We start from the raw sequence: 21,964 nt of genomic DNA, 5'->3' as shown, positions 1-21,964 counted from the left end.
CTAACCGCAAGGAATCGGTCCTTGCACTAAGAGGAATGAATGGCGAGTAACAACGTAGCCCAATTTGCCGCGGAACTGAAAATGCCTGCTGGAGTGCTCCTCGAGCAGCTTCAGGCAGCGGGTGTACAGAAAGCGAGTGAAGACGATGCCCTGTCCGAATCGGACAAGGCGCGCCTGCTCGACCACTTGCGCAAGGCACACGGTTCGACCGATGCGGACAAGCGCAAGATCACGCTGACCCGCCGGCACACGTCGGAGATCAAGCAATCCGACGCGACGGGCAAGGCTCGCACCATTCAGGTCGAAGTGCGCAAGAAGCGGGTCTTCGTCAAGCGCGAGGAGCCGGGCGAAGCGGCCGCGGCGGATGTCGCCGGCCAGGCGGACGAAAGCGCCGAGCTGCAGCGGCGTGAGGAAGAAGCCCGCCGCGAAGCGGAGCTGCTCGAGAAGCAGGCGCAGGAATTGAAGGAGCGCCAGGAACGCCTCGAGCGCGAGGAAGCCGAGCGTCAGGCCCGCGAACAGGCCGCGGAGGCCGAGCGCCGCCGCGCCGAGGAAGAAGCGGCGCAAAAACGCGCCGAAGTGGCTGCGCGCGAGCAAGCCGAGCGCAGCGCGGCCGAGGACGAACGCGCCGCGGCCGACGAGCGCGCCGCCGCCGAGCGTGCGGCCGCGGAAGAGCGTGCCGCCGCCGAGCGGGCCGCGCAGCGCGAGGCTGCGAAGAAGGCCGAGGATGCGGCACGCGAAGCTGCCGAGAAGGCGCGCGCCGAGCAGGCGGAAATCGCCAAGCGTCGCGCGGCGGCCGAGGCCGAAGCGCGCGCGATTCGCGAAATGATGAATACCCCGCGCCGGGCCCAGGTGAAGGCGCCCGAGCCGGCACCGGCGGCGAAGCCCGCTGAAGCGGCGGCGAAGACGGCCGAAGGCAAGGGCACGCTGCACAAGCCCGCGCGCCCGGAAGGCGCCGCGGCGTCCCGTCCGGCCGCGCGCAAGGCGGCACCGGGTGCGGCTCAGACCCCCGCTCCGGCGGCTCAGCCGTCCGCGGACAAGAAGAAGCCCGGCGGCAAGGGCGGCTGGCAGGACGACGCCGCCAAGCGGCGCGGCATCAAGACGCGCGGCGATTCGAGCGGCGGTGTGGACCGCGGCTGGCGCGGCGGCCCGAAGGGGCGCGGCAAGCATCAGGAAGCGGCGACGTCGTTCCAGGCGCCGACCGAGCCGATCGTCCGCGAGGTGCACGTGCCGGAAACGATCACGGTCGCCGATCTCGCGCACAAGATGTCCGTGAAGGCGTCCGAGGTCATCAAGATCATGATGAAGCTCGGTCAGATGGTCACGATCAACCAGATGCTCGACCAGGAGACGGCGATGATCGTCGTCGAGGAACTCGGGCACCATGCGGTCGCGGCCAAGCTCGACGATCCCGAAGCGCTGCTCGTCGAAGGCGAGGCAAGCGACGCGGAGCAACTGCCGCGTCCCCCCGTCGTCACGGTCATGGGCCACGTCGACCACGGCAAGACGTCGCTGCTCGACTACATCCGCCGCGCGAAAGTCGCGGCCGGCGAGGCGGGCGGCATCACGCAGCACATTGGCGCCTACCACGTCGAGACGCCGCGCGGCGTGATCACGTTCCTCGATACGCCGGGTCACGAAGCGTTCACGGCAATGCGTGCCCGCGGCGCGAAGGCGACGGACATCGTCATTCTCGTGGTGGCGGCCGATGACGGCGTCATGCCGCAGACGAAGGAAGCGATCGCTCACGCGAAGGCGGGCGGCGTGCCGATCGTCGTCGCGATCAACAAGATCGACAAGCCGGAGGCGAACCCCGAGCGCGTCAAGCAGGAGCTCGTCACCGAAGGTGTCGTGCCGGAAGAGTACGGCGGCGATTCTCCGTTCGTGCCGGTTTCGGCCAAGACGGGCGATGGCATCGACGATCTGCTCGAGAACGTTCTGTTGCAGGCCGAAGTGCTCGAGTTGAAGGCGCCGGTCGAGGCGCCGGCGAAGGGTCTCGTCATCGAGGCGAAGCTCGATAAGGGTAAGGGCCCCGTCGCGACGATTCTCGTGCAGTCGGGCACGCTCACGCGTGGCGACGTCGTGCTCGCAGGCAGCGCCTACGGCCGTGTCCGCGCGATGCTCGACGAAACGAGCAAGGCGACGAAGACGGCGGGACCGTCGATCCCGGTCGAGATTCAAGGGCTTTCGGAAGTGCCGGCGGCGGGCGAAGAGGTCATGGTGCTGCAGGACGAGCGCAAGGCGCGCGAGATCGCGCTGTTCCGCCAGGGCAAGTTCCGCGACGTGAAGCTTGCGAAACAGCAGGCCGCGAAGCTCGAGAGCATGCTCGAGCAGATGGGCGAAGGCGAGGTCAAGAACCTGCCGCTCATCGTCAAGGCGGACGTGCAAGGGTCGCAGGAAGCGCTCGTGCAGGCGCTGCAGAAGCTCTCGACCGACGAAGTGCGGGTGCAGATCGTGCACAGCGCCGTTGGCGGCATCAGCGAATCGGACGTCAACCTCGCGACGGCATCGAAGGCGGTCATCATCGGCTTCAACACGCGCGCCGATGCTCAGGCGCGCAAGGTTGCCGAGTCGAACGGCATCGATATCCGTTACTACAACATCATCTACGACGCCGTGGATGAAGTGAAGGCGGCGATGTCGGGCATGCTCGCGCCGGAGAAGCGCGAGGTCGTCACGGGCATGGTCGAGGTGCGTCAGGTGTTCCGCGTGCCGAAGGTCGGCACCGTTGCCGGCTGTATGGTGACGGACGGCGTGGTGAAGCGTACGTCGTCGGTGCGCGTGCTGCGCAACAACGTGGTCATCCACACGGGCGAACTCGATTCGCTGAAGCGCTTCAAGGACGACGTGAAGGAAGTGAAGCAGGGCTTCGAGTGCGGCATGTCGGTCAAGAACTTCAACGACATCGTCGAAGGCGATCAATTCGAGGTGTTCGAAGTGACCGAAGTCGCACGGACGCTGTAAGCCCGGCGCGCTGAAAGAAGGTAAGGGCGGGATGGGCTTCGTGGCCCGTCCCGCCCGTTGCTTTTGTGGCGGCTGCGAGTCGGAACGGGCTGCATGAAAACCGGAACGCCGCCGTATGGCCTAACGGCCGAACAGCCGAGCGCGCATCGATCGAATCAGGAATTGGCATCAGGAATTCGCCATGTCGAAGAAACGTAATACCCCGAACCGCAATGTGCAGATCGCCGATCAGATCCAGCGCGATCTGTCGGAACTCATCATGCGGGAGGTCAAGGACCCGCGCATCGGGCTCGTCACAGTCCAAAGCGTCGAGCTGACGCCCGATTATGCGCACGCGAAGGTTTACTTCACGACGCTCTCCGGCGACCCCGAAGCGACGCAGGCGGCGCTCAACCATGCGGCGGGGCACCTGCACAATCTGCTTTTCAAGCGGTTGCACATCCACACCGTTCCGACGCTGCATTTCCACTACGACAAGACGATCGAAAAGGCCGTCGAAATGTCGCGCCTCATCGATCAGGCGAACGCGACGCGTGCGAAGGACGACTGATCTCGCACGCTCCGCCCTCGCCATGAACCAACCTCAACGCCCGCGCGTGCCGCGCCGCGCGCTCGACGGCGTACTGCTGCTCGACAAGCCAATCGGGCTCTCGAGCAACGACGCGCTGATGGCCGCCAAGCGCCTTTTTCTCGCGCAGAAAGCGGGTCATACTGGAACGCTCGATCCGCTTGCGTCGGGTCTGCTGCCGCTTTGCTTCGGTGAGGCGACGAAGTTTTCGCAGGACTTGCTCGACGCCGACAAGACCTACGAGGCGACGATGCGCCTCGGCATTCGCACCTCGACCGGAGATGCGGAGGGCGAAGTGCTCGAAACGCGCGCGGTCGTCGATGTCGACGACGCTTCGCTTGCGGCCGCGTTTGCGCGCTTTCGCGGCGAGATCGTTCAGGTGCCGCCGATGCACTCGGCGCTAAAGCGTGACGGTAAGCCGCTCTATGCGTATGCGCGGGCGGGGCAGGTCGTCGAGCGCGAGGGCCGCACCGTGACGATCCGGTCGCTGCAGGTGCTCGGTTGCGCGCTGCCCGACATCACGTTTCGCGTCACCTGCAGCAAGGGCACTTATGTCCGCACGCTCGCCGAGGATATCGGCGAAGCGCTCGGCTGCGGTGCGCATCTCGTCGCCTTGCGGCGCACGGGCGTCGGCGCGCTGACGCTCGAGCATGCGGTGACGCTCGACGCGTTGTCGATGATGGAAGCCTCCGCGCGCGATTCAGTGCTGCGGCCCGTCGACGCCTTGCTGTCGACGTTCGTGGCGGTTCGGCTGGGAGAGGAAGAAGCGCGGCGCTTTCAGCACGGTCAGCGGCTGCGCCTCGCCGAAATGTCTGAGCTCGCCGGCTCGACAACGGAAGGCGATCCGGCCGAGGGCGCGCGGGTTCGCGTGTATCGGGCCGATGACGGCGCGCTGCTCGGCGTGGCGCGCGCCGTGGCCGGCGTGCTGGCGCCGGAGCGCCTCGTCACGGTGAAATAAATCTGAACCGCAGCCCCCAACGCTCAGTACGCTCGTTGAAGGGGCTGTCTCGGTCCCCTCGGTGCGCCGCCTCTGTGCGCCCTGATCAGTGCGCCGCCGATGCCGCCGCGCTGGCGGAGCCGCCGCCGGCTCGTTCCGGCCGTGTGATCCAGATGAGGCCGATCAACACGATAAAGATGACGGCTGACAGATAGAAGAGGTCGTTGACGGCGAGCTGCGCGGCTTGCTGCGTCACGAGCCGATCGAACAGCCCGTACTGCTGCGAAGGATCCGTGCCCGTTGCCGCGCCCATCTGCGCCATCGATTGCGTGAAGGTCGGATCGAACGTGCTCGCGCGCTCGGTCAGTTGCGCGTGATGGAAGCTCGTGCGATGGTCCCAGGCCGTCGTGAAGATGGACGTGCCGATGCCGCCGCACATGATGCGGACGAAATTCGACAGCCCGGAAGCGGCCGCGATTCGATGACCGGGCAACCCGGACAGCGTGATGGACACGAGCGGAATGAAGAACCCGGCCATGGCGATGCCTTGCACGAGCGTCGGCAGTGTGAGCGACCAGGTATCGACACCCGTCGTGTAGCGTGAGCGCATCCAGAAGCAAAGCGCGAACACGCAGAAAGCGGCCGTCGCGATCCGGCGTGGATCCATGCGCGGCAGGAGCTTGCCCGTCAGCGGAGACAGCATGATCGCGAAGACGCCCACGGGTGCCATGACGAGGCCGGCGTCGGTCGCCGTATAGCCGATGTCGGTCTGCAGCCAGAGCGGCAGCAGCACGAGATTGCCGAAGTAGAGCCCATAGCCGATCGAGAGCGCGACCGTGCCGCCCGTGAAATTCCGCTTCTTGAAGAGCGACAAATCGACGACGGGATGCTCGGCCGTCAGCTCCCAGACGACGAAGAACGCGAAGCCGATCAGCGCCGTCAGCGCGAGGGCGACGACCGTCGCCGACGAGAACCAGTCGAGGTCCTTGCCCTTGTCGAGCATGACTTGCAGCGAGCCGACCCATACCACGAGCAGCGCGAGCCCCACCGTATCGATCGGTGCCTTCTTGATGAGCGATTCACGCTTGCGGAAGATCGCCCACGTCGCAATGGCCGCGACGACGCCGACGGGAATGTTGACGTAGAAGATCCACGGCCACGAGATATTGTCGGAAATCCAGCCGCCGAGAATGGGGCCGGCGACGGGCGCGATCAGCGTCGTCATGGACCACATCGAGAGCGCGAGCGGCGCCTTCGCGCGCGGATAGCTCGCGAGCAGCAGCGTTTGCGAGAGCGGAATCATCGGCCCGGCCACGGCGCCCTGAATCACGCGCGAAACGAGCAGGAAAGGCAGCGTCGGCGAAAGGCCGCACATCCACGAGGAGACGACGAACAGCACGATCGACGCAAGAAAGAGCCGCACCTGGCCGATGCGATCGGTCAGCCAGCCCGTGAGCGGCACCGAGATCGCGTTGGCGACGGCGAACGACGTGATGACCCACGTGCCCTGGTCCGAGGAAACGCCGAGGTCGCCCGAGATGGTCGGGATCGACACGTTCGCGATCGACGTATCGAGCACGTTCATGAACACGGCGAGCGAGACGGCGACAGTGCCGATCGCGAGCTGCGCACCGCTTAGCGGCGGATGCGTGACTTGCTGCTGAGCCATTGCGCTTTCTCTTTCGATAGAAGTCCGTTCGCGTGCTTACATCAACGATGCGCCGCTCGCGACCTTGGCGGCCGTGCCGCGCGCCGCGGGCACCTTCGCTTGCGCGGCGGGCACGTTCGCGTTCGGGCCGGCATTTTCGGCGATGATGCGCGCGATTTCGGCGTCGGCCTGGTCGCCGTACTTCTTGAATACGTCCGTCTGATAGACCGTGTTCAGCGCATTGCCGAGCTGGCTGCCGTTGTCGTCCTTGATGTCGACGTCGACCTGCATCGAAAGGCCGATGCGCAGCGGATGCGCCTGCAATTCCTTCGGGTCGAGCGCGACGCGCACGGGCAGCCGTTGCACGACCTTGATCCAGTTGCCGGTCGCGTTTTGAGCGGGCAGGAGAGAGAACGCCGAGCCCGTGCCGGCCGAGAACCCGACCACGGTGCCGTGATAGACGACGGACGAGCCGTAGACATCGGCGGTCAGCGTCACGGGCTGGCCGATGCGCATGTGCTTGAGCTGCACTTCCTTGAAGTTCGCATCGACCCAGAGCGAGCTGAGCGGCACGATGGCCATGAGCGCCGTGCCCGGTGAGACGCGCTGGCCGACCTGGACCGAACGCTTTGCCACATAGCCCGTCACGGGGGCCGGCAGCACGTTGCGCGCGTTGTTCAAATAGGCGTCGCGGACCCTCGCCGCGGCGGCGAGCACGTTCGGGTGCGTGGCGATCGTCGTGTTCGCGGTCAGCGCGCGGTTCGAGGCAAGCTGTTGCTGGGCCCCGTCGAGCGCGGCCTGCGCGGCTTTCACGGCGTCGCGCGCGTGCGAGATTTCCTCTTGCGAGACCGCACCCGTCTGCGCAACGGTCAGACGACGGCGCAAGTCGTCCTGCGCGCGCGAAAGATCGGCCTGGCGCTCGGCCACCTGCGCCCGGTATTGATCGTTGTTGACGAAAACGCCGCGAACCTGGCGCACGGTCTGCGCAAGATTGGCCTCGGCCTGCTCCAGCGCGACGCGCGCATCCGCGCCGTCGAGCACGACGAGCGGATCGCCGACCTTGACGTTTTGCGTATCGTCGGCATTGACGGCGATGACGGTGCCCGTCACCTGTGGCGTGATCTGGACGACGTTGCCGTTCACATACGCGTCATCGGTCGCCTCGTGGTAGCGGGCGACGAGGAAGTAGTAGAGGCCGTACGCGATCGCGGCGACGATGATCACGCCGACGAGCAGCAACATCAAAAATTTTCGCTTGCCGTTGCCCGACGGCGGCGTTTGCGCTTGAGTGGGCGCGGCGGTTTGTTGGGTCTCGCTCATGGAAATGCTCTCCGGTTCTCGGGTCTCGCCTCGGGCCTTCAGGCCCTTTTGCTCTGAGGTTCGACTGGTCGAATTTCAGTTATCGATCTTGGGTTCGTATCGTTCGCTCGTCGGCGACGGGGACGGCCACGCCGGCCGCCTGTGCGTCGAAGCCGCCGCCGAGCGCCTTGATCAAGGCGAGCTGCAGGTCGCGACGCCGCATCTTCAGGTTCGTCACTGTCTGCTCCGCGGCGAGCCGGTTGTCGTCGGCGGTCAGCACCTGCAACTGCGGCGACAGGCCGGCCTTGTAGCGAATCACGGCGAGCCGATACGCCTCAGCCGAGGCGTCGAGCGCCCGCTGCGCATCGCCCATCTCACGATCGATCGCACGGATCGACGCGACTTGCGTCGCCACGTCCGAAAGCGCGTTGACGAGCGTCTGGTTGTAGTTCGCCACGTCGAGGTCGAAATCGGCGTAGCGCCCCTTGAGTTGCGCGCGCAACTCGCCCGCGTCGAAGATCGGCAGGTGAATCGCGGGACCCGCCTGGATCTGGCGGCTTCCGGCCGTCAGAAAGCGGCTCCACCAGAACGTGTCGAAGCCGAGCGTCGCGGCCAGATTGATGTCGGGGAAAAACTCCGCTTTCGCCTCCTTGACGTCGTGCAACGCCGCTTCGATTTGCCAGCGGGCCGCGACGATGTCGGGCCGGCGCGAGACGAGATCGGCAGGCAAATTGTCGGGCAGAGTCACGGCGCCGCCCGGCGACAGCACAGGCTCGGCGATCTGCAGCCCACGGTCGGGCCCCTTGCCGAGCAGCGCCGCCAACTGATAACGCACCGATGTGATCTGGCCGTCGAGATCGGAGAGGTTGGTCTGGCTCGTCGCGATGTTGCCGAGCGCGGTCTGCTTTTCGACGTTCGTGTCGAGGCCGGCCGTGACGCGCCCATTCGTGATCGCGCTGACGTCCTTGCGATTGGCGATTTCGCGCACCGCGATGTCGCGCAATGCATAGAGCTGTGCCAACTGGTTATAGGCCCTCGCCACCGACGAAGCAAGCGTGATGCGCGCTTCCTGCAAATCCGCCTCGGCGGCTTTTTCCTGCGAGACGGCCGATTGGAGCCGCGCACGATTCTTGCCCCACAGATCGAGGTCCCAGGACGCGCTCGCGAGCAGGTTGTTTTCCGAGAACCAATTTCCGCCGTAGGGCGGGGGATAGAGGCCGTTCGCGGAAAGACGCTCGCGCGTGTATGAATAGCTGCCGTTGACTTTCGGGGAGAGATTCGAGCGCGAGCTCTCGATGAACGACTGCGCCTTCGCGATACGAGCCTGCGCCTGAGCGATCGTGGGATTGCCGTCGAGCGCCTCGGCGATCAGCTTCGGCAACTGCGGATCGCCGAACTGGCTGGCCCAGTCGAGCGACGGCCATTGCCCTCCTTCGGACGGCAGGCTTTGCCGCGTCTCGAAGCTGGTGGCCGGCTGAAGGGTCTTGTCGCTCTTGATGCCGGCGTAGTTGGCACAGCCGGCGAGCACGAGCGCCGCTATCGCCGCGGCCACCCCGCCGCGACGGCCGAATCGACTTGACGAACGCCGAAGAGATGTCATTGCACCGCCTTTTGTTGGAATTGAAGTCATGGACATTGCTCGCCCGTGTTCGCGAGGATGCGTCTCAGCATGGTCTTCAGAAATCCGACTTCCTCGGACGTGAAGCCGGCCAGCGCTTTGTCGGTCACCTCGCCGAAGAGCTCGGGCATGCGCGCCGCGATCGCATAGCCTTCGGGCGTGAGCTCGAGACGCACGGCCCGGCGGTCCTCGCTGCTGCGCACGCGCGAAATGAGCTTGCGCTTTTCGAGGCGGTCGATGAGCCGCGTGACCGCGCTCGCATCGATGCCGTAGTGACGGGCGAGATCGGCGGCGAGCTGGCAGCGGCCCGTGCCGATCATGAAGAGCATGCTGCCCTGCGTGCTCGTGATGCCGAGCTCGCTCATCGTACGCTGCGTCACGAGGTTCGAGAGATTCGACTTCGTGCGTGCGAGCAGGTAGCCGACGGCCTCCTCGAGCTGGAAGTCGCATACCACGCGCGGCACAGGGTTCGGCGAATTCGTCATGTCAGTTTTCATGAGATTGCAATAGTTGCCTAGGCATGATTTTAGTCAAAAAAAACCTGCCTCGGCAACTATTTCGTTGCACGAGCACAGCGAGGGACGATCTCCGCGGGCCACCCGGCGCATTAAACGAACGCGGAGAACGTGTATTCTCGCAGCTCGCGAAAAAGTCTGCTCGCAACTGCGCATCAATGGAGTGGGGTCGGCGGATCACGCCGCAGCAATTCTCATCATCCGAGCGTGCTATACTTTCCAGTTCTCCAAAGTGCGTGCTCAGTCGTGCGCGCCACCTTCAGATCCGCCTCCTATGACTCGCGCCCTCCGCAACATCGCAATCATTGCCCACGTCGACCATGGCAAGACCACGCTCGTCGACCAGCTGCTCCGCCAATCGGGCACGTTCCGCGACAATCAGCAGATCGCCGAGCGCGTGATGGACTCGAACGACATCGAGCGTGAGCGCGGCATCACGATCCTCGCCAAGAACTGCGCGGTCGAATATGAAGGCACGCACATCAATATCGTCGACACGCCGGGCCACGCCGATTTCGGCGGCGAGGTCGAGCGCGTCCTCTCGATGGTCGATTCGGTGCTGCTGCTCGTCGATGCCGTCGAAGGCCCGATGCCGCAGACGCGCTTCGTGACGAAAAAGGCGCTCGCGCTCGGCCTGAAGCCGATCGTCGTCGTCAACAAGATCGATCGGCCCGGTGCGCGCATCGACTGGGTCATCAATCAGACTTTCGACCTTTTCGACAAGCTCGGCGCGACGGAAGATCAGCTCGACTTTCCGATCGTCTATGCATCGGGCCTCAATGGATATGCGTCGCTCGAACCGAGCGCGCGCGAAGGCGACATGCGTCCGCTCTTCGAGGCGATTCTCGAGCACGTGCCGGTGCGCCCGGCCGATCCCGACGCGCCCTTGCAGCTCCAGATCACGTCGCTCGATTACTCGACCTACGTGGGCCGCATCGGCGTCGGCCGCATCACGCGCGGGCGGATCAAGCCGGGCCAGCCGGTCGTCGTGCGCTTCGGCCCCGAAGGCGAACTGCTGAACCGCAAGATCAATCAGGTGCTGTCGTTCAGCGGGCTCGAGCGCGTGCAGGTCGAAGAGGCTGAAGCGGGCGATATCGTGCTCGTGAACGGCATCGAGGATATCGGCATTGGCGCGACGATCTGCGCGCCCGATACGCCGGAAGCGCTGCCGATGATTACGGTGGACGAGCCGACGTTGACGATGAACTTTCTCGTCAACTCGTCGCCGCTCGCGGGTAAAGAGGGCAAGTTCGTCACGAGCCGGCAGATTCGCGACCGTCTGATGCGCGAGCTCAATCACAACGTGGCGCTGCGCGTGCGCGACACGGGCGACGAGACGGTTTTCGAAGTCTCGGGCCGCGGCGAGCTGCACCTCACGATCCTCGTCGAGAACATGCGCCGGGAAGGCTACGAGCTCGCCGTTTCGCGTCCGCGCGTCGTCATGCATGAAGTTGACGGCGTGAAGCACGAACCGTACGAGCTGCTGACCGTCGACCTCGAAGACGGCCACCAGGGCGGCGTCATGGAGGAACTCGGCCGCCGCAAGGGCGAGCTGCAGGACATGGCCTCCGATGGCCGTGGCCGCACTCGGCTCGAGTATCGGATACCGGCGCGCGGCCTGATCGGCTTTCAGGGCGAATTCATGACGCTCACGCGCGGCACGGGCTTGATGAGCCATGTGTTCGACGAATACGCGCCGGTCAAGGACGGCTCGCTCGGCGAGCGGCGCAACGGCGTGCTGATTTCGCAGGACGACGGCGCGGCCGTCGCCTATGCGCTCTGGAAGCTGCAGGACCGTGGCCGCATGTTCGTGAAGCCGGGCGACGCGCTTTACGAGGGCATGATCATCGGCATTCACAGCCGCGACAACGATCTCGTCGTCAATCCGATCAAGGGCAAGCAGCTCACCAACGTCCGCGCCTCGGGCACGGATGAGGCGGTCCGGCTCGTGCCGCCGATTCAGCTCACGCTCGAATACGCGGTCGAATTCATCGACGACGACGAACTCGTGGAAGTCACGCCGCAGTCGATTCGTCTGCGTAAGCGCTACCTGAAGGAGCACGAGCGTCGCCGGGCGAGCCGCGAGGCCGTGCTCGACTGAGACTGATCGTCCACGTTTCACCAACGATGAAGAAAACGACAAAAAGCCGCTCATTGAAGCGGCTTTTTGTCGTTCGAGCGGCACAGTTGTCCCGATATGGAACACCCTTCTGTGCTATGCTGCGCGTTGCTAGTTTTAGGTCCTTCCAAGCAAGACTTGATTCGCGCAATCCGCTAAACGGTCAGGCCGTGTCGCGGAAGGTTGAGTAACCCGCTATTTCTCGAGAAGCTCGAAGAAAAGTGAGCGTAAACATGATGAAGCAATTTCAGCTGAACTCGTATCTGTTCGGCGGCAATGCTCCGTACGTCGAAGAACTGTACGAGCAGTATCTGGACAATCCGGCATCGGTGCCGGAGAACTGGCGCGGATATTTCGACGCGTTGCAAAACGTTCCCGCCTCGGACGGCACGAACGCGAGCGACGTGGCCCACGGCCCCATCGTCGAATCGTTCGCCCAGCGCGCCAAGGCCAACGCGTTCATCCCGCGCGAAGCCGGCGAGAATCTCTCCACCGCGCGCAAGCAAGTCCACGTTCAGTCCCTCATCAGCGCCTATCGCTTCCTCGGCTCGCAATGGGCTAATCTCGATCCGCTGAAACGGCGCGAGCGCCCCGCGATCCCCGAACTCGAACCCGCGTTCTACGACTTCACCGAAGCCGATCTGGACCAGACGTTCAGCGCGGGCAACCTCTACTTCGGCTTCGAGCAGGCATCGCTGCGCGAGATCGTGAAGGCGCTGCGCGACACTTACTGCGGCACGATCGGCGCCGAGTTCATGTACATCGGCGATCCGGAGCAAAAGCGCTGGTGGCAGGAACGGCTCGAATCGATCCGCGCCACGCCGAATTTCACGGTCGAGAAGAAGAAGCACATTCTCAACCGCCTGACGGCCGCCGAAGGGCTCGAACGTTATCTGCACACGCGCTACGTCGGCCAGAAGCGCTTCTCGCTCGAAGGCGGCGAGAGCTTCATCGCGGCCATGGATGAAGTGGTTCATCACGCAGGCGCGAAGGGCGTGCAGGAAATCGTCATCGGCATGGCCCACCGCGGCCGCCTGAACGTCCTCGTGAACACGCTCGGCAAGATGCCGTCGGATCTGTTCGCCGAATTCGAGGGCAAGCATGTCGACGATCTGCCGGCCGGCGACGTGAAATACCACAAGGGCTTCTCGTCCGACGTCTCGACCGAAGGCGGCCCGGTGCACCTGTCGCTCGCGTTCAACCCGTCGCACCTCGAAATCGTCAATCCGGTGGTCGAAGGCTCGGCGAAGGCGCGCATGGACCGCCGCGGCGACGACCAGGGCGCGCAAGTGCTGCCCGTGCAGATTCACGGCGATGCCGCGTTCGCGGGCCAGGGCGTCGTGATGGAAACGCTGAACCTCGCGCAAACGCGCGGCTACGGCACGCACGGCACGCTGCACATCGTCATCAACAACCAGATCGGCTTCACCACGTCCGATCCGCGCGATGCGCGCTCGACGCTCTATTGCACGGACGTCGTCAAGATGATCGAAGCGCCCGTGCTGCACGTGAACGGCGACGATCCCGAAGCCGTCGTGCTCGCCACGCGCCTCGCGATCGATTTCCGGATGCAGTTCCAAAAGGATGTCGTCGTCGACATCGTCTGCTTCCGCAAGCTCGGCCACAACGAACAGGACACGCCGGCCGTCACGCAGCCGCTGATGTACAAGAAGATCGCCCAGCATCCGGGCACGCGCGCGCTCTACGCCGAAAAGCTCGTGCAGCAGGGCGTGATCCGCGCCGAAGACGTCGATGCGTTCGTCAAGGCGTATCGCGAGGCGATGGATCAGGGTCATCACACCATCGATCCGGTGCTCTCGAACTACAAGAGCAAGTACGCGGTCGACTGGGTACCTTTCCTGAACCGCAAGTGGACCGACGCGGCCGATACGGCCGTTCCGCTCGCCGAGCTCAAGCGCCTCGCCGAGCGCATCACGACGGTTCCCGACAACTTCAAGGTCCATCCGCTCGTCGAGCGCGTCATCAACGATCGTCGCGCGATGGGTCGCGGCGACGCTCCGCTCGACTGGGGCATGGGCGAGCACCTCGCCTATGCGTCGCTCGTGGCGTCGGGCTACGCGGTGCGCCTCACGGGTCAGGACTCGGGCCGCGGCACGTTCACGCACCGTCACGCGGTGCTGCACGATCAGAACCGCGAGCGCTGGAACGACGGCACGTACATCCCGCTGCAAAACGTCGCCGAGGGTCAGGCGAAGTTCGCCGTCATCGATTCGGTCCTCTCCGAGGAAGCCGTGCTCGGCTTCGAATACGGCTACTCGACGGCCGAGCCGAATACGCTCGTCGCCTGGGAAGCGCAGTTCGGCGATTTCGCGAACGGTGCGCAGGTCGTGATCGACCAGTTCATCTCGTCGGGTGAAGTCAAGTGGGGCCGCGTGTCCGGCCTGACGATGCTGCTGCCGCACGGCTACGAAGGTCAGGGCCCCGAGCACTCGTCGGCGCGCATCGAGCGCTACTTGCAGCTTTGCGGCGAGAACAACATGCAGGTCGTGCAGCCGACGACGCCCGCGCAGGTGTTCCACCTGCTGCGCCGCCAGATGATCCGCCTGTTCCGCAAGCCGCTCATCGTCTTCACGCCGAAGTCGCTGCTGCGCCATAAGGAGGCCATCTCTGATCTGTCGGAGCTCGCGAGCGGGGCGTTCCAGACCGTCATCGGCGAAGTCGATGCGGGCATCGACGCGAAGAAGGTGAAGCGTGTTGTCGTCTGCTCGGGCCGCGTCTATTACGACCTCGTCGCGCATCGCCGCGAAGCAAAAGCGAACGACGTCGCGATAGTTCGTATCGAGCAGCTTTATCCGTTCGCGCACAAGCAGTTCGAAACGGAAATGAAGAAGTACGACAACGCGACGGAAGTGGTGTGGGTGCAAGACGAGCCGCAAAACCAAGGCCCGTGGTTCTACATCGAGCATCACTTGAGGGAAGGCATGAAGGAAGGGCAGAAGCTGGCCTACAGCGGACGTCCGGCTTCGGCCTCGCCGGCGGTCGGTTACTACGCGAAGCACTACGAGCAACAGAAGGCGCTCGTCGAAGGCGCGTTCGGCCGCTTGAAGAGCGCATCGATCGCTAAATAACGAAATGAACCGGATCGGGAAAGCGTTACGACGCTTTCCCGTGTCGTTTGGCGTATCCGCGAATGAGCGGGCGCAAACGCCACGGATCCGATTCGCGCACCCACACTAGATACGAGTTTCAGGAAAATCAAATGGCTATTGTTGAAGTCAAGGTCCCGGTCTTCTCGGAGTCGGTTTCGGAAGGCACGATGCTGCAATGGAAGAAGAAGCCGGGTGAAGCCGTCTCGCAGGACGAAACGCTCGTCGAGATCGAGACCGACAAGGTCGTGCTCGAAGTGCCCGCTCCGTCGGCAGGCGTTCTTTCCGAGGTCGTCGTCGGCGATGGCGAGACCGTGACCTCGGAGCAATTGCTCGCGAAGATCGACACGGAAGCGAAGGCCGGCGCCGCCGCCGCGCCCGCAGCCGCCGCCGCGCCGGCCGCAGCCGCCGCACCGGCGCCCGCCGCGGCGCCCGCACCGGCCACGGCAGGCGCGCCCGCGTCGCCCGCCGCGAACAAGCTGATGGCGGAAAACAACCTGTCGGCCGGCCAGGTCGCCGGCACGGGCCGCGACGGCCGCATCACGAAGGGCGACGTGCTCGCCGCGAATGCACCGGGCGCGGTCACGGCCGCCCGCGTCGCACCGGCTCCCGCGCCGGCCGCGCGTGCCGCCAAGCCGTCGCTGCCGGACGTCAAGGCGCCCGCCTCGGGCGAGGCCTGGCTCCAGAATCGCCCCGAGCAACGCGTGCCGATGTCGCGTCTGCGTCAGCGCATCGCTGAGCGTCTGCTCGAGTCGCAGCAAACGAACGCCATTCTGACCACGTTCAACGAAGTGAACATGGCGCCCGTGATGGAGCTGCGCAACAAGTACAAGGACAAGTTCGAGAAGGAGCACGGCGTGAAGCTCGGCTTCATGTCGTTCTTCGTCAAGGCCGCCGTTCACGCGCTGAAGAAATTCCCGCTCGTCAACGCGTCGATCGACGGCACGGACATCGTCTATCACGGCTACTTCGACATCGGCATCGCCGTCGGCTCGCCGCGCGGCCTCGTCGTGCCGATCCTGCGCAACGCCGACCAGTTGAGCCTGGCCGAGATCGAAAAGAAGATCGCCGAGTTCGGCCAGAAGGCCAAGGACGGCAAGCTGTCGATCGAGGAAATGACGGGCGGTACGTTCTCGATTTCGAACGGCGGCGTGTTCGGCTCGATGCTCTCGACGCCGATCATCAACCCGCCGCAGTCGGCGATTCTCGGCGTGCACGCCACGAAGGAGCGCGCGGTCGTCGAAAACGGCCAGATCGTGATTCGCCCGATGAACTATCTCGCGCTGTCGTACGACCACCGCATCATCGACGGCCGCGAAGCCGTCCTGTCGCTCGTTGCGATGAAGGATGCGCTCGAGGATCCTGCCCGCCTGCTGCTCGACCTGTAAAAGAGGATACCCATGTCCCAACAATTTGACGTCGTCGTGATCGGCGCGGGCCCCGGCGGCTATATCGCCGCCATCCGCGCGGCGCAGCTCGGCAAGACCGTCGCCTGTATCGAAGAGTGGAAGAACCCGGCCGGCGCGCTGAAGCTCGGCGGCACGTGTCTCAACGTCGGCTGTATTCCATCGAAGGCGCTGCTCGCGTCGTCGGAGGAGTTCGAGAACGCCTCGCATCATTTGGAGCAGCACGGCATCGACGTAGAAGGTGTCAAGATCGATATCGCGAAGATGATGTCGCGCAAGGACGGCATCGTCGAAAAGATGACGAGCGGTATCGAATACCTCTTCAAGAAGAACAAGATCACGTGGCTGAAGGGCCACGGCAAGTTCGTCGGCAATAGCGACGCCGGCTTGCGGATCGAGGTGAGCGGCGAAGGCGAGCCTGAAGTCGTCGTCGCGAAGAACGTCATCATCGCGACGGGCTCCAAGGCGCGTCACCTGCCGAACGTACCCGTCGACAACAAGATCGTGGCCGACAACGAAGGCGCACTGGCTTTCGATGCGGTACCGAAGAAGCTCGCCGTGATCGGCGCGGGCGTGATCGGGCTCGAGCTCGGCTCGGTCTGGCGCCGGCTCGGCGCCGAGGTGACGGTGCTCGAGGCGTTGCCGCAGTTCCTGGGCGCCGCTGACGAAGCGGTCGCCAAGGAAGCCGCGAAGCTCTTCAAGAAGCAAGGCCTCGATATCCATCTTGGTATCAATATCAACGAGGTGAAGACGACGGGAGAGGGCGTCACGATTGCCTATACCGATAAGGACGGCAACGCGAAGACGCTCGAAGCCGATCGGCTGATCGTCTCCGTCGGCCGCGTGCCGAACACGGACAATCTCGGCCTCGAATCGATCGGGCTCAAGGCGAATGAACGCGGCTTCATCGACGTCGACGATCACTGCCGCACGACAGTGCCGAACGTCTATGCGATCGGCGACGTCGTGCGCGGGCCGATGCTCGCGCACAAGGCAGAAGACGAGGGCGTGATGGTGGCCGAGCTCATCGACGAGCAAAAGCCGCATATCGATTACAACTGCATCCCTTGGGTCATTTACACCGAGCCTGAGATCGCGTGGGTCGGCAAGACCGAGCAGCAGTTGAAAGCGGAAGGCCGCGAGGTCAAGACCGGACAGTTCCCGTTTTCGATCAACGGCCGCGCGCTCGGTATCGCCAAGCCTGACGGGTTCGTGAAGATGATCGCCGACGCGAAGACGGACGAGTTGCTCGGCGTGCACATCATTGCGGCGAACGCCTCGGACTTGATCGCCGAAGCTGTCGTGGCGATGGAGTTCAAGGCGGCATCGGAAGATATCGGGCGTATTTGCCATCCGCATCCCTCGCTGTCCGAGGTGATGCGCGAGGCGGCGCTCGGCGTCGAGAAACGCTCGCTCAACAAGTAAGCACCTCTCATAGGCGTGTGGCGTGGGGCGGCGGCTCGAGGGCCGCTGCACTCGCCCGCGTCTTCATTGTTGCTGCGCGCGAAGGCGGGCGGGGTGCTTCCCGTTCGCCTTCGTTCTTTCCAGTGCGCGATGAACGTCACCGAATATTACGAAAACGAGCTTACGCAGCGCGGCTATAGCGCCGATGACGCGCAGCTACGAGCCATCGAGCGCCTCCAGCGATGCTATGCCGAATGGGTGGCCTACAAGGCGCGGCGCTCCAACGCATTGCGCAAGCTGATCCTGCATCCGGATTTGCCGCGCGGCGTCTACATGTGGGGCGGCGTGGGGCGCGGCAAGAGCTTCCTGATGGATAGCTTCTACGCGGTCGTGCCGCTGCAGCGCAAGACGCGCCTGCATTTTCACGAATTCATGCGCGAGGTGCATCGCCAGCTCGAGGAATTGAAGGGGCAGGCCGACCCGCTCGACGAGCTCGCGCGGCGCGTGGCGAAGCGCTATCGGCTTATCTGCTTCGACGAGTTCCACGTCTCCGACATCGCCGATGCGATGATTCTCTATCGGCTCTTGAAGGGGCTGTTCGAGAACGGCGTGCAGTTCGTCATGACGTCGAACTACGAGCCCGACACGCTCTATCCCGAGGGCTTGCACCGCGACCGCGTGCTGCCCGCGATCGAGCTTCTGAAGGCGCAGCTCGACATCGTCAACGTCGACGCGGGCATCGATTACCGCCGGCGCACGCTGGCGCAGGTGGCCGCCTACCATACGCCGCTTGGGGCCGCTGCCGACCGCGCGTTGCGCGCCGCTTTCGCGCAATTGGCCGCGGTGCCCGACGAAAGCCCGATTCTCCATATCGAAAAGCGCGAGCTGAAGGCGTTGCGGCGCGCGGACGGCGTCGTATGGTTCGATTTCGCGACGCTTTGCGGCGGCCCGCGTTCGCAGAACGATTATCTCGAGCTGGCGACGCGCTTCCATACCGTCATCCTCTCCGAAGTGCCGCAGATGTCGCCGCGCATGGCATCGGAAGCGCGCCGCTTCACGTGGCTCGTCGACGTCCTCTATGACCAAAAGGTCAAACTGCTGATGTCGGCGGCCGTGCCGCCCGAAGTGCTCTATGTCGACGGGCCGATGGCGAACGAATTCGCCCGGACGGTGTCGCGCATCCTGGAAATGCAATCGCGCGAGTATCTCGAAGCGCCGCGGCGGCTCGTCGATACGTCGCTGACCTGAGCTTGGACGAGCGCGCGGCGAACGCGGCGCGCCGAGAACGGCTCACGCCGATTTGCACATTCAGAATATTCTGATACTCGCCGGCGCGGTCGGGGCATATCTTGCTTCCTGTTCTCACGGAGGAGGCGCTCATGACCCCTTATCGCGATATTACCGACGAACAGTGGCACGGCGTGGTCGCGCTGTTTCCTGAGCTTCAGCGGCGCGTGCAATCGCGCGGGCGTCCGCTTGCCGATACGCGCGCGGTGCTCAACGGCGTCCTTTGGGTGATTTACAGCGGCGCGGCCTGGTCTTCGCTGCCGAGCCGTTACCCTTCCTACCAGACGTGCCACAGGCGCTTCAAGAGCTGGTATCTGTCCGGCGTCTTCAGGCGCGTGCTCGATCAGCTCTACGGCGATGCGGCGAAGGTTCTCTGCGAGTCGATGCAGTTACGCATGCGCGTGAACGTCAAGCCACGGAACGATGCTGCGCCGGCTTTTACGAGAGTCGATCCCTCGACGATTGCGTATCTCACTTCCATGCAGCAGGCAGCTTGAGGGCACGTACCACAGGGTTTCGAGCGGAGCGCGGCGCTGCCGGTGCGAGCGCCGCATTCGAGGCTTGCTCGCGAATGATCAGTTTTGCGCCTGCGCCGCGGCGCTATCGCTCTGGCGGTTCCATGTCTGCGAGCGGCCCAGCAGCGAGACGCCGATGTAACCGCGAACGACGAGCTTCTGGCCGCCCTCCTCGAGGTGCATCCTGCAACGGTAGACCTTCCCATTCTCGGGATCGAGGATGTTGCCGCCGTCCCAGTGGTCGCCGTCGGGTTTCATCTCCTTGATGATTGTCATGCCGAGGATCTTCTGGTCCTTGCGGTCGTCGGTGCATTCGGTGCAGCGGCGATCGGGCGAATCGGCCGGGTTCAGCCCCTTGATCACTTTGCCCGACAGCGTGCCGTCGTCGTTCTTCGTGATCTGCACGAGTGCTTTCGGCTGGTGAGTGTGATCGTCGATGGTCTGCCATACGCCGACGGGGCTATCCGTCGCCGTGTCGGCAAACGCCGCGGCGGTGCCCGTCAGCAGCAAGCCAGCGAGTGCTACACCTAAGCCCATGCGCCGCATTGCGGCAAGCGCGGTTGCTTCGCCATCGTTTTTCCAATGTGCCATGTCTTCCTCCCTTGGGTCGATCCTTTGTCAGGGCTGCCGCGCGCCAGCTCATCGGCTGCCACGCGGCGCTTCTCTTCTTTTCATTTTTGCTTCGAATCTGCGCAGGATACGCGCTGGCGATCGGTCATCGGCTAAAGTGGATGCTCTAATCTGATCTCGATTGTCCTCGGACGAGCACGCAGTTGCGGGCGACCGGGCACCATTGCCGGCGCCACTGCCATCAAAAGAGCTGATAAGAAAACGTCGCATTGACGCGCGGGCTGCGTGACGGGCTCTCGATCGGCGCATCGGCGACGGCTTTCGCAATCGAGAGATCGAGGCTGTAGTGCTTGCTGTCGCTGAGGCGCAACCCGAGCGAGACCGACGAGAGCTTGCTCGGCGACGGCGCGCCGGAGTGCAGATAAACGCGCGCCATATCGAACGAGACATAGGGCGTGAATGTCTGAAAGTAACGCATGCCGATTGCGATGGGTCGATTGACCTCGAATGAGGCGCCCCAGCCGGAATCGCCCGAGGCTTCACCCGGCTGATAGCCCTGCGCGAAGCGCTGAGCGCCGAAGGCGATCTGTTCCGACGTCGGCAGCGAATCGGGGCTGTATTGGCTCGTGAAAGATACGGCGGTTCCAATTTTCAGCGGCCACTGATTCGTCTGGGAGAAACTCACGCCGGTGCGCACGAATGTCAGCGATACGGGATTCGTCTCGATAGCGCCCGGAACGTTCGTATCGCCCGACTTCGAAGCGCCGAGGATGTCGAATGCCTTCGCCACGTTCACGCTCGCACGGCGCACCTGATTCGTCTCGACTTCGGTGTAGTCGATCTGGGCCTGCACGACGCGGACTTGCGAGCGCAGTCCGATTTCGGCGCCGTTGAGCGTGTTGAGGTAGCTGTTCTCGTCGTGCGAGGCGTAGCCGCTCACCGTGCCGATGACTTTGTGCGCGTTGCTGAGAAAGAGCGGATAGGCGGCCGACACCCCGAGCTTGTCGTTGACGACGGTGCGTTGGACGTATGACGGCAAGCCCGGATTGTCGACAGGGTTCCCGTGGTAGTGCGATGCGTCGACGCGCGCAACGAGGCCGTTACTCCCGATCGGCAACGCGCCGCTCGCGGCGTAATACGTTTGATTGTCACGCCCCTTCGGCACGAGCGCCGACACGCTCAACTGCTCCCCGAGCGAGGTGAGGCTCGTCTCGGTGGCCGTGACGAGACCCTGTACGCCGGGATGGTGGAAGTCGATCCCCGTGCCGACGTTGAACGGTTTGCGATCGACGTTGAGATCGAGCGTCGTCGCGCCGTCCGTCGTTTTCGGCGGCGGCACCGTGGCCGCGACGGTGATGCCCGGCAGTAGTCCGAGCGTATTGATATAGCGCTCGAACGTCGCGCGCCGCAATGGACGCTCGTTGCGAATGTGTTCCGCGATCTCGCGGATCTTGCGCTCCGCGCGGCCCGGCTTTCCCGTCACGTTGATCGAGGCGACGTATCCTTCGACGACCGTCACGCGCACGACGCCGTTTTCGAACGTTTGCGCGGGAACGAATGCGAACGAGAGCGCGTATCCGCGCTGCTGATAGAGCTTCGTGACATCGTTGGCCGTCTCGATCAGCTGGCCGACCGTGATGTCCTTGCCAACGAGCGCCGCGAAGCGTTGAGCAACGTCGGAGAACGGGATCGCCTTTACGCCGTCGATTTGAATCTTCGAAGGCGTCAGATGCGTGGCGAGCAACTGCTGAAGCTGAGACGTTTGCTTTTCGACCTGAACGGTCACGTTCGGCGATGTCCGTGGCTCGGTGACCTGCGGCAGCGCCAGCAGCGGATTGCCCGTGACCGGCGTGCCTACCGTCGGCGTGCCGGTTAAGCCGCCCGGCAAAGCGCCGCCCGGTGCCGGCCTCGTTTGTGCGTTGGCCGTCATCGTCGCACTTGCCGCAATCAGCACGAGCGCGATTGTTTCATTAGCAATCCTAACCATTTATATTCCTCGTTTGGCCGTCT

15 protein-coding genes are annotated in these 21,964 nt (G+C 64.2%); 9 read left to right on the top strand and 6 right to left on the bottom strand.

Annotated elements, in window-relative coordinates; genetic code table 11:
- The first annotated feature begins 39 nt into the window (after positions 1-39).
- The 3 genes from infB to truB all read left to right on the top strand — a co-directional run bounded on the left by infB (position 40) and on the right by truB (position 4,487).
- Positions 40-2,961, top strand: a complete 2,922-nt coding sequence (gene infB, locus B0G57_RS01160) for a translation initiation factor IF-2 (protein ID WP_018438726.1) — start codon at positions 40-42, stop codon at positions 2,959-2,961.
- A gap of 181 nt (positions 2,962-3,142) precedes the next feature.
- Positions 3,143-3,511, top strand: coding sequence for a 30S ribosome-binding factor RbfA (gene rbfA, locus B0G57_RS01155; protein WP_018438725.1), 369 nt, complete (start codon positions 3,143-3,145; stop codon positions 3,509-3,511).
- A gap of 22 nt (positions 3,512-3,533) precedes the next feature.
- The gene (truB, locus tag B0G57_RS01150; RefSeq protein ID WP_018438724.1) at positions 3,534-4,487 is read left to right on the top strand and encodes a tRNA pseudouridine(55) synthase TruB; all 954 of its coding nucleotides are present in this window, start codon (positions 3,534-3,536) and stop codon (positions 4,485-4,487) included.
- A gap of 85 nt (positions 4,488-4,572) precedes the next feature.
- Here truB and B0G57_RS01145 read toward each other — a convergent pair whose 3' ends face one another.
- From B0G57_RS01145 to B0G57_RS01130, 4 genes are all read right to left on the bottom strand, one after another.
- Positions 4,573-6,135, bottom strand: a complete 1,563-nt coding sequence (locus B0G57_RS01145) for a DHA2 family efflux MFS transporter permease subunit (protein ID WP_018438723.1) — start codon at positions 6,133-6,135, stop codon at positions 4,573-4,575.
- Positions 6,136-6,171: 36 nt separating this feature from the next.
- Positions 6,172-7,434: an HlyD family secretion protein gene (locus B0G57_RS01140; RefSeq protein WP_018438722.1), complete on the bottom strand. Its 1,263-nt coding sequence runs from the start codon at positions 7,432-7,434 to the stop codon at positions 6,172-6,174.
- A gap of 79 nt (positions 7,435-7,513) precedes the next feature.
- On the bottom strand, positions 7,514-9,013 hold the full coding sequence (locus tag B0G57_RS01135; protein WP_026229300.1) for an efflux transporter outer membrane subunit: 1,500 nt from the start codon (positions 9,011-9,013) through the stop codon (positions 7,514-7,516).
- Between the two features lie 26 nt (positions 9,014-9,039).
- On the bottom strand, positions 9,040-9,516 hold the full coding sequence (locus B0G57_RS01130) for a MarR family winged helix-turn-helix transcriptional regulator (RefSeq protein ID WP_051089957.1): 477 nt from the start codon (positions 9,514-9,516) through the stop codon (positions 9,040-9,042).
- A gap of 304 nt (positions 9,517-9,820) precedes the next feature.
- Here B0G57_RS01130 and typA point away from each other — a divergent pair, with 304 nt between their 5' ends.
- The 6 genes from typA to B0G57_RS01100 all read left to right on the top strand — a co-directional run bounded on the left by typA (position 9,821) and on the right by B0G57_RS01100 (position 19,366).
- A complete protein-coding gene (gene typA / locus B0G57_RS01125) occupies positions 9,821-11,647 on the top strand; it encodes a translational GTPase TypA (protein ID WP_018438719.1) in 1,827 nt (608 codons plus the stop codon).
- A 251-nt stretch (positions 11,648-11,898) separates the two neighbouring features.
- Complete coding sequence (locus B0G57_RS01120; protein ID WP_018438718.1) at positions 11,899-14,754, top strand: 2-oxoglutarate dehydrogenase E1 component; 2,856 nt, start codon at positions 11,899-11,901, stop codon at positions 14,752-14,754.
- 131 nt (positions 14,755-14,885) lie between these two features.
- Complete coding sequence (gene odhB / locus B0G57_RS01115; RefSeq protein ID WP_018438717.1) at positions 14,886-16,160, top strand: 2-oxoglutarate dehydrogenase complex dihydrolipoyllysine-residue succinyltransferase; 1,275 nt, start codon at positions 14,886-14,888, stop codon at positions 16,158-16,160.
- 12 nt (positions 16,161-16,172) lie between these two features.
- Entirely contained in the window at positions 16,173-17,603 is a 1,431-nt protein-coding gene (lpdA, locus tag B0G57_RS01110; protein WP_018438716.1) for a dihydrolipoyl dehydrogenase, read from the top strand.
- 129 nt (positions 17,604-17,732) lie between these two features.
- Entirely contained in the window at positions 17,733-18,830 is a 1,098-nt protein-coding gene (gene zapE, locus B0G57_RS01105) for a cell division protein ZapE (protein WP_018438715.1), read from the top strand.
- Between the two features lie 131 nt (positions 18,831-18,961).
- Positions 18,962-19,366, top strand: coding sequence for a transposase (locus tag B0G57_RS01100; protein ID WP_020565974.1), 405 nt, complete (start codon positions 18,962-18,964; stop codon positions 19,364-19,366).
- A gap of 78 nt (positions 19,367-19,444) precedes the next feature.
- On the opposite strand, the gene B0G57_RS01095 is transcribed toward B0G57_RS01100, so the two are convergent.
- Positions 19,445-19,930 carry a DUF2147 domain-containing protein gene (locus tag B0G57_RS01095; protein WP_026229299.1) on the bottom strand — a complete coding sequence of 162 codons (486 nt, stop codon included), beginning with the start codon at positions 19,928-19,930 and terminating at the stop codon, positions 19,445-19,447.
- A 265-nt stretch (positions 19,931-20,195) separates the two neighbouring features.
- A complete protein-coding gene (locus B0G57_RS01090) occupies positions 20,196-21,941 on the bottom strand; it encodes a ShlB/FhaC/HecB family hemolysin secretion/activation protein (protein ID WP_018438712.1) in 1,746 nt (581 codons plus the stop codon).
- Between the last annotated feature and the right edge of the window lie 23 nt (positions 21,942-21,964).

It is taken from the genome of Trinickia symbiotica, assembly GCF_002934455.1.
GTDB lineage: Bacteria > Pseudomonadota > Gammaproteobacteria > Burkholderiales > Burkholderiaceae > Trinickia > Trinickia symbiotica.
The sequence above is the reverse complement of the archived record's forward strand: the minus strand, read 5'-3'. Positions and strand labels throughout refer to the sequence as shown.

Excerpts from the sequence above, each read along its gene's own strand:
- infB (WP_018438726.1), top strand. The coding sequence starts at position 40 with ATGGCGAGTAACAACGTAGCCCAATTTGCCGCGGAACTGAAAATGCCT.
- rbfA (WP_018438725.1), top strand. The coding sequence starts at position 3,143 with ATGTCGAAGAAACGTAATACCCCGAACCGCAATGTGCAGATCGCCGAT.
- truB (WP_018438724.1), top strand. The coding sequence starts at position 3,534 with ATGAACCAACCTCAACGCCCGCGCGTGCCGCGCCGCGCGCTCGACGGC.
- B0G57_RS01145 (WP_018438723.1), bottom strand. The coding sequence starts at position 6,135 with ATGGCTCAGCAGCAAGTCACGCATCCGCCGCTAAGCGGTGCGCAGCTC.
- B0G57_RS01140 (WP_018438722.1), bottom strand. The coding sequence starts at position 7,434 with ATGAGCGAGACCCAACAAACCGCCGCGCCCACTCAAGCGCAAACGCCG.
- B0G57_RS01135 (WP_026229300.1), bottom strand. The coding sequence starts at position 9,013 with ATGACATCTCTTCGGCGTTCGTCAAGTCGATTCGGCCGTCGCGGCGGG.
- B0G57_RS01130 (WP_051089957.1), bottom strand. The coding sequence starts at position 9,516 with ATGACGAATTCGCCGAACCCTGTGCCGCGCGTGGTATGCGACTTCCAG.
- typA (WP_018438719.1), top strand. The coding sequence starts at position 9,821 with ATGACTCGCGCCCTCCGCAACATCGCAATCATTGCCCACGTCGACCAT.
- B0G57_RS01120 (WP_018438718.1), top strand. The coding sequence starts at position 11,899 with ATGATGAAGCAATTTCAGCTGAACTCGTATCTGTTCGGCGGCAATGCT.
- odhB (WP_018438717.1), top strand. The coding sequence starts at position 14,886 with ATGGCTATTGTTGAAGTCAAGGTCCCGGTCTTCTCGGAGTCGGTTTCG.
- lpdA (WP_018438716.1), top strand. The coding sequence starts at position 16,173 with ATGTCCCAACAATTTGACGTCGTCGTGATCGGCGCGGGCCCCGGCGGC.
- zapE (WP_018438715.1), top strand. The coding sequence starts at position 17,733 with ATGAACGTCACCGAATATTACGAAAACGAGCTTACGCAGCGCGGCTAT.
- B0G57_RS01100 (WP_020565974.1), top strand. The coding sequence starts at position 18,962 with ATGACCCCTTATCGCGATATTACCGACGAACAGTGGCACGGCGTGGTC.
- B0G57_RS01095 (WP_026229299.1), bottom strand. The coding sequence starts at position 19,930 with ATGCGGCGCATGGGCTTAGGTGTAGCACTCGCTGGCTTGCTGCTGACG.
- B0G57_RS01090 (WP_018438712.1), bottom strand. The coding sequence starts at position 21,941 with ATGGTTAGGATTGCTAATGAAACAATCGCGCTCGTGCTGATTGCGGCA.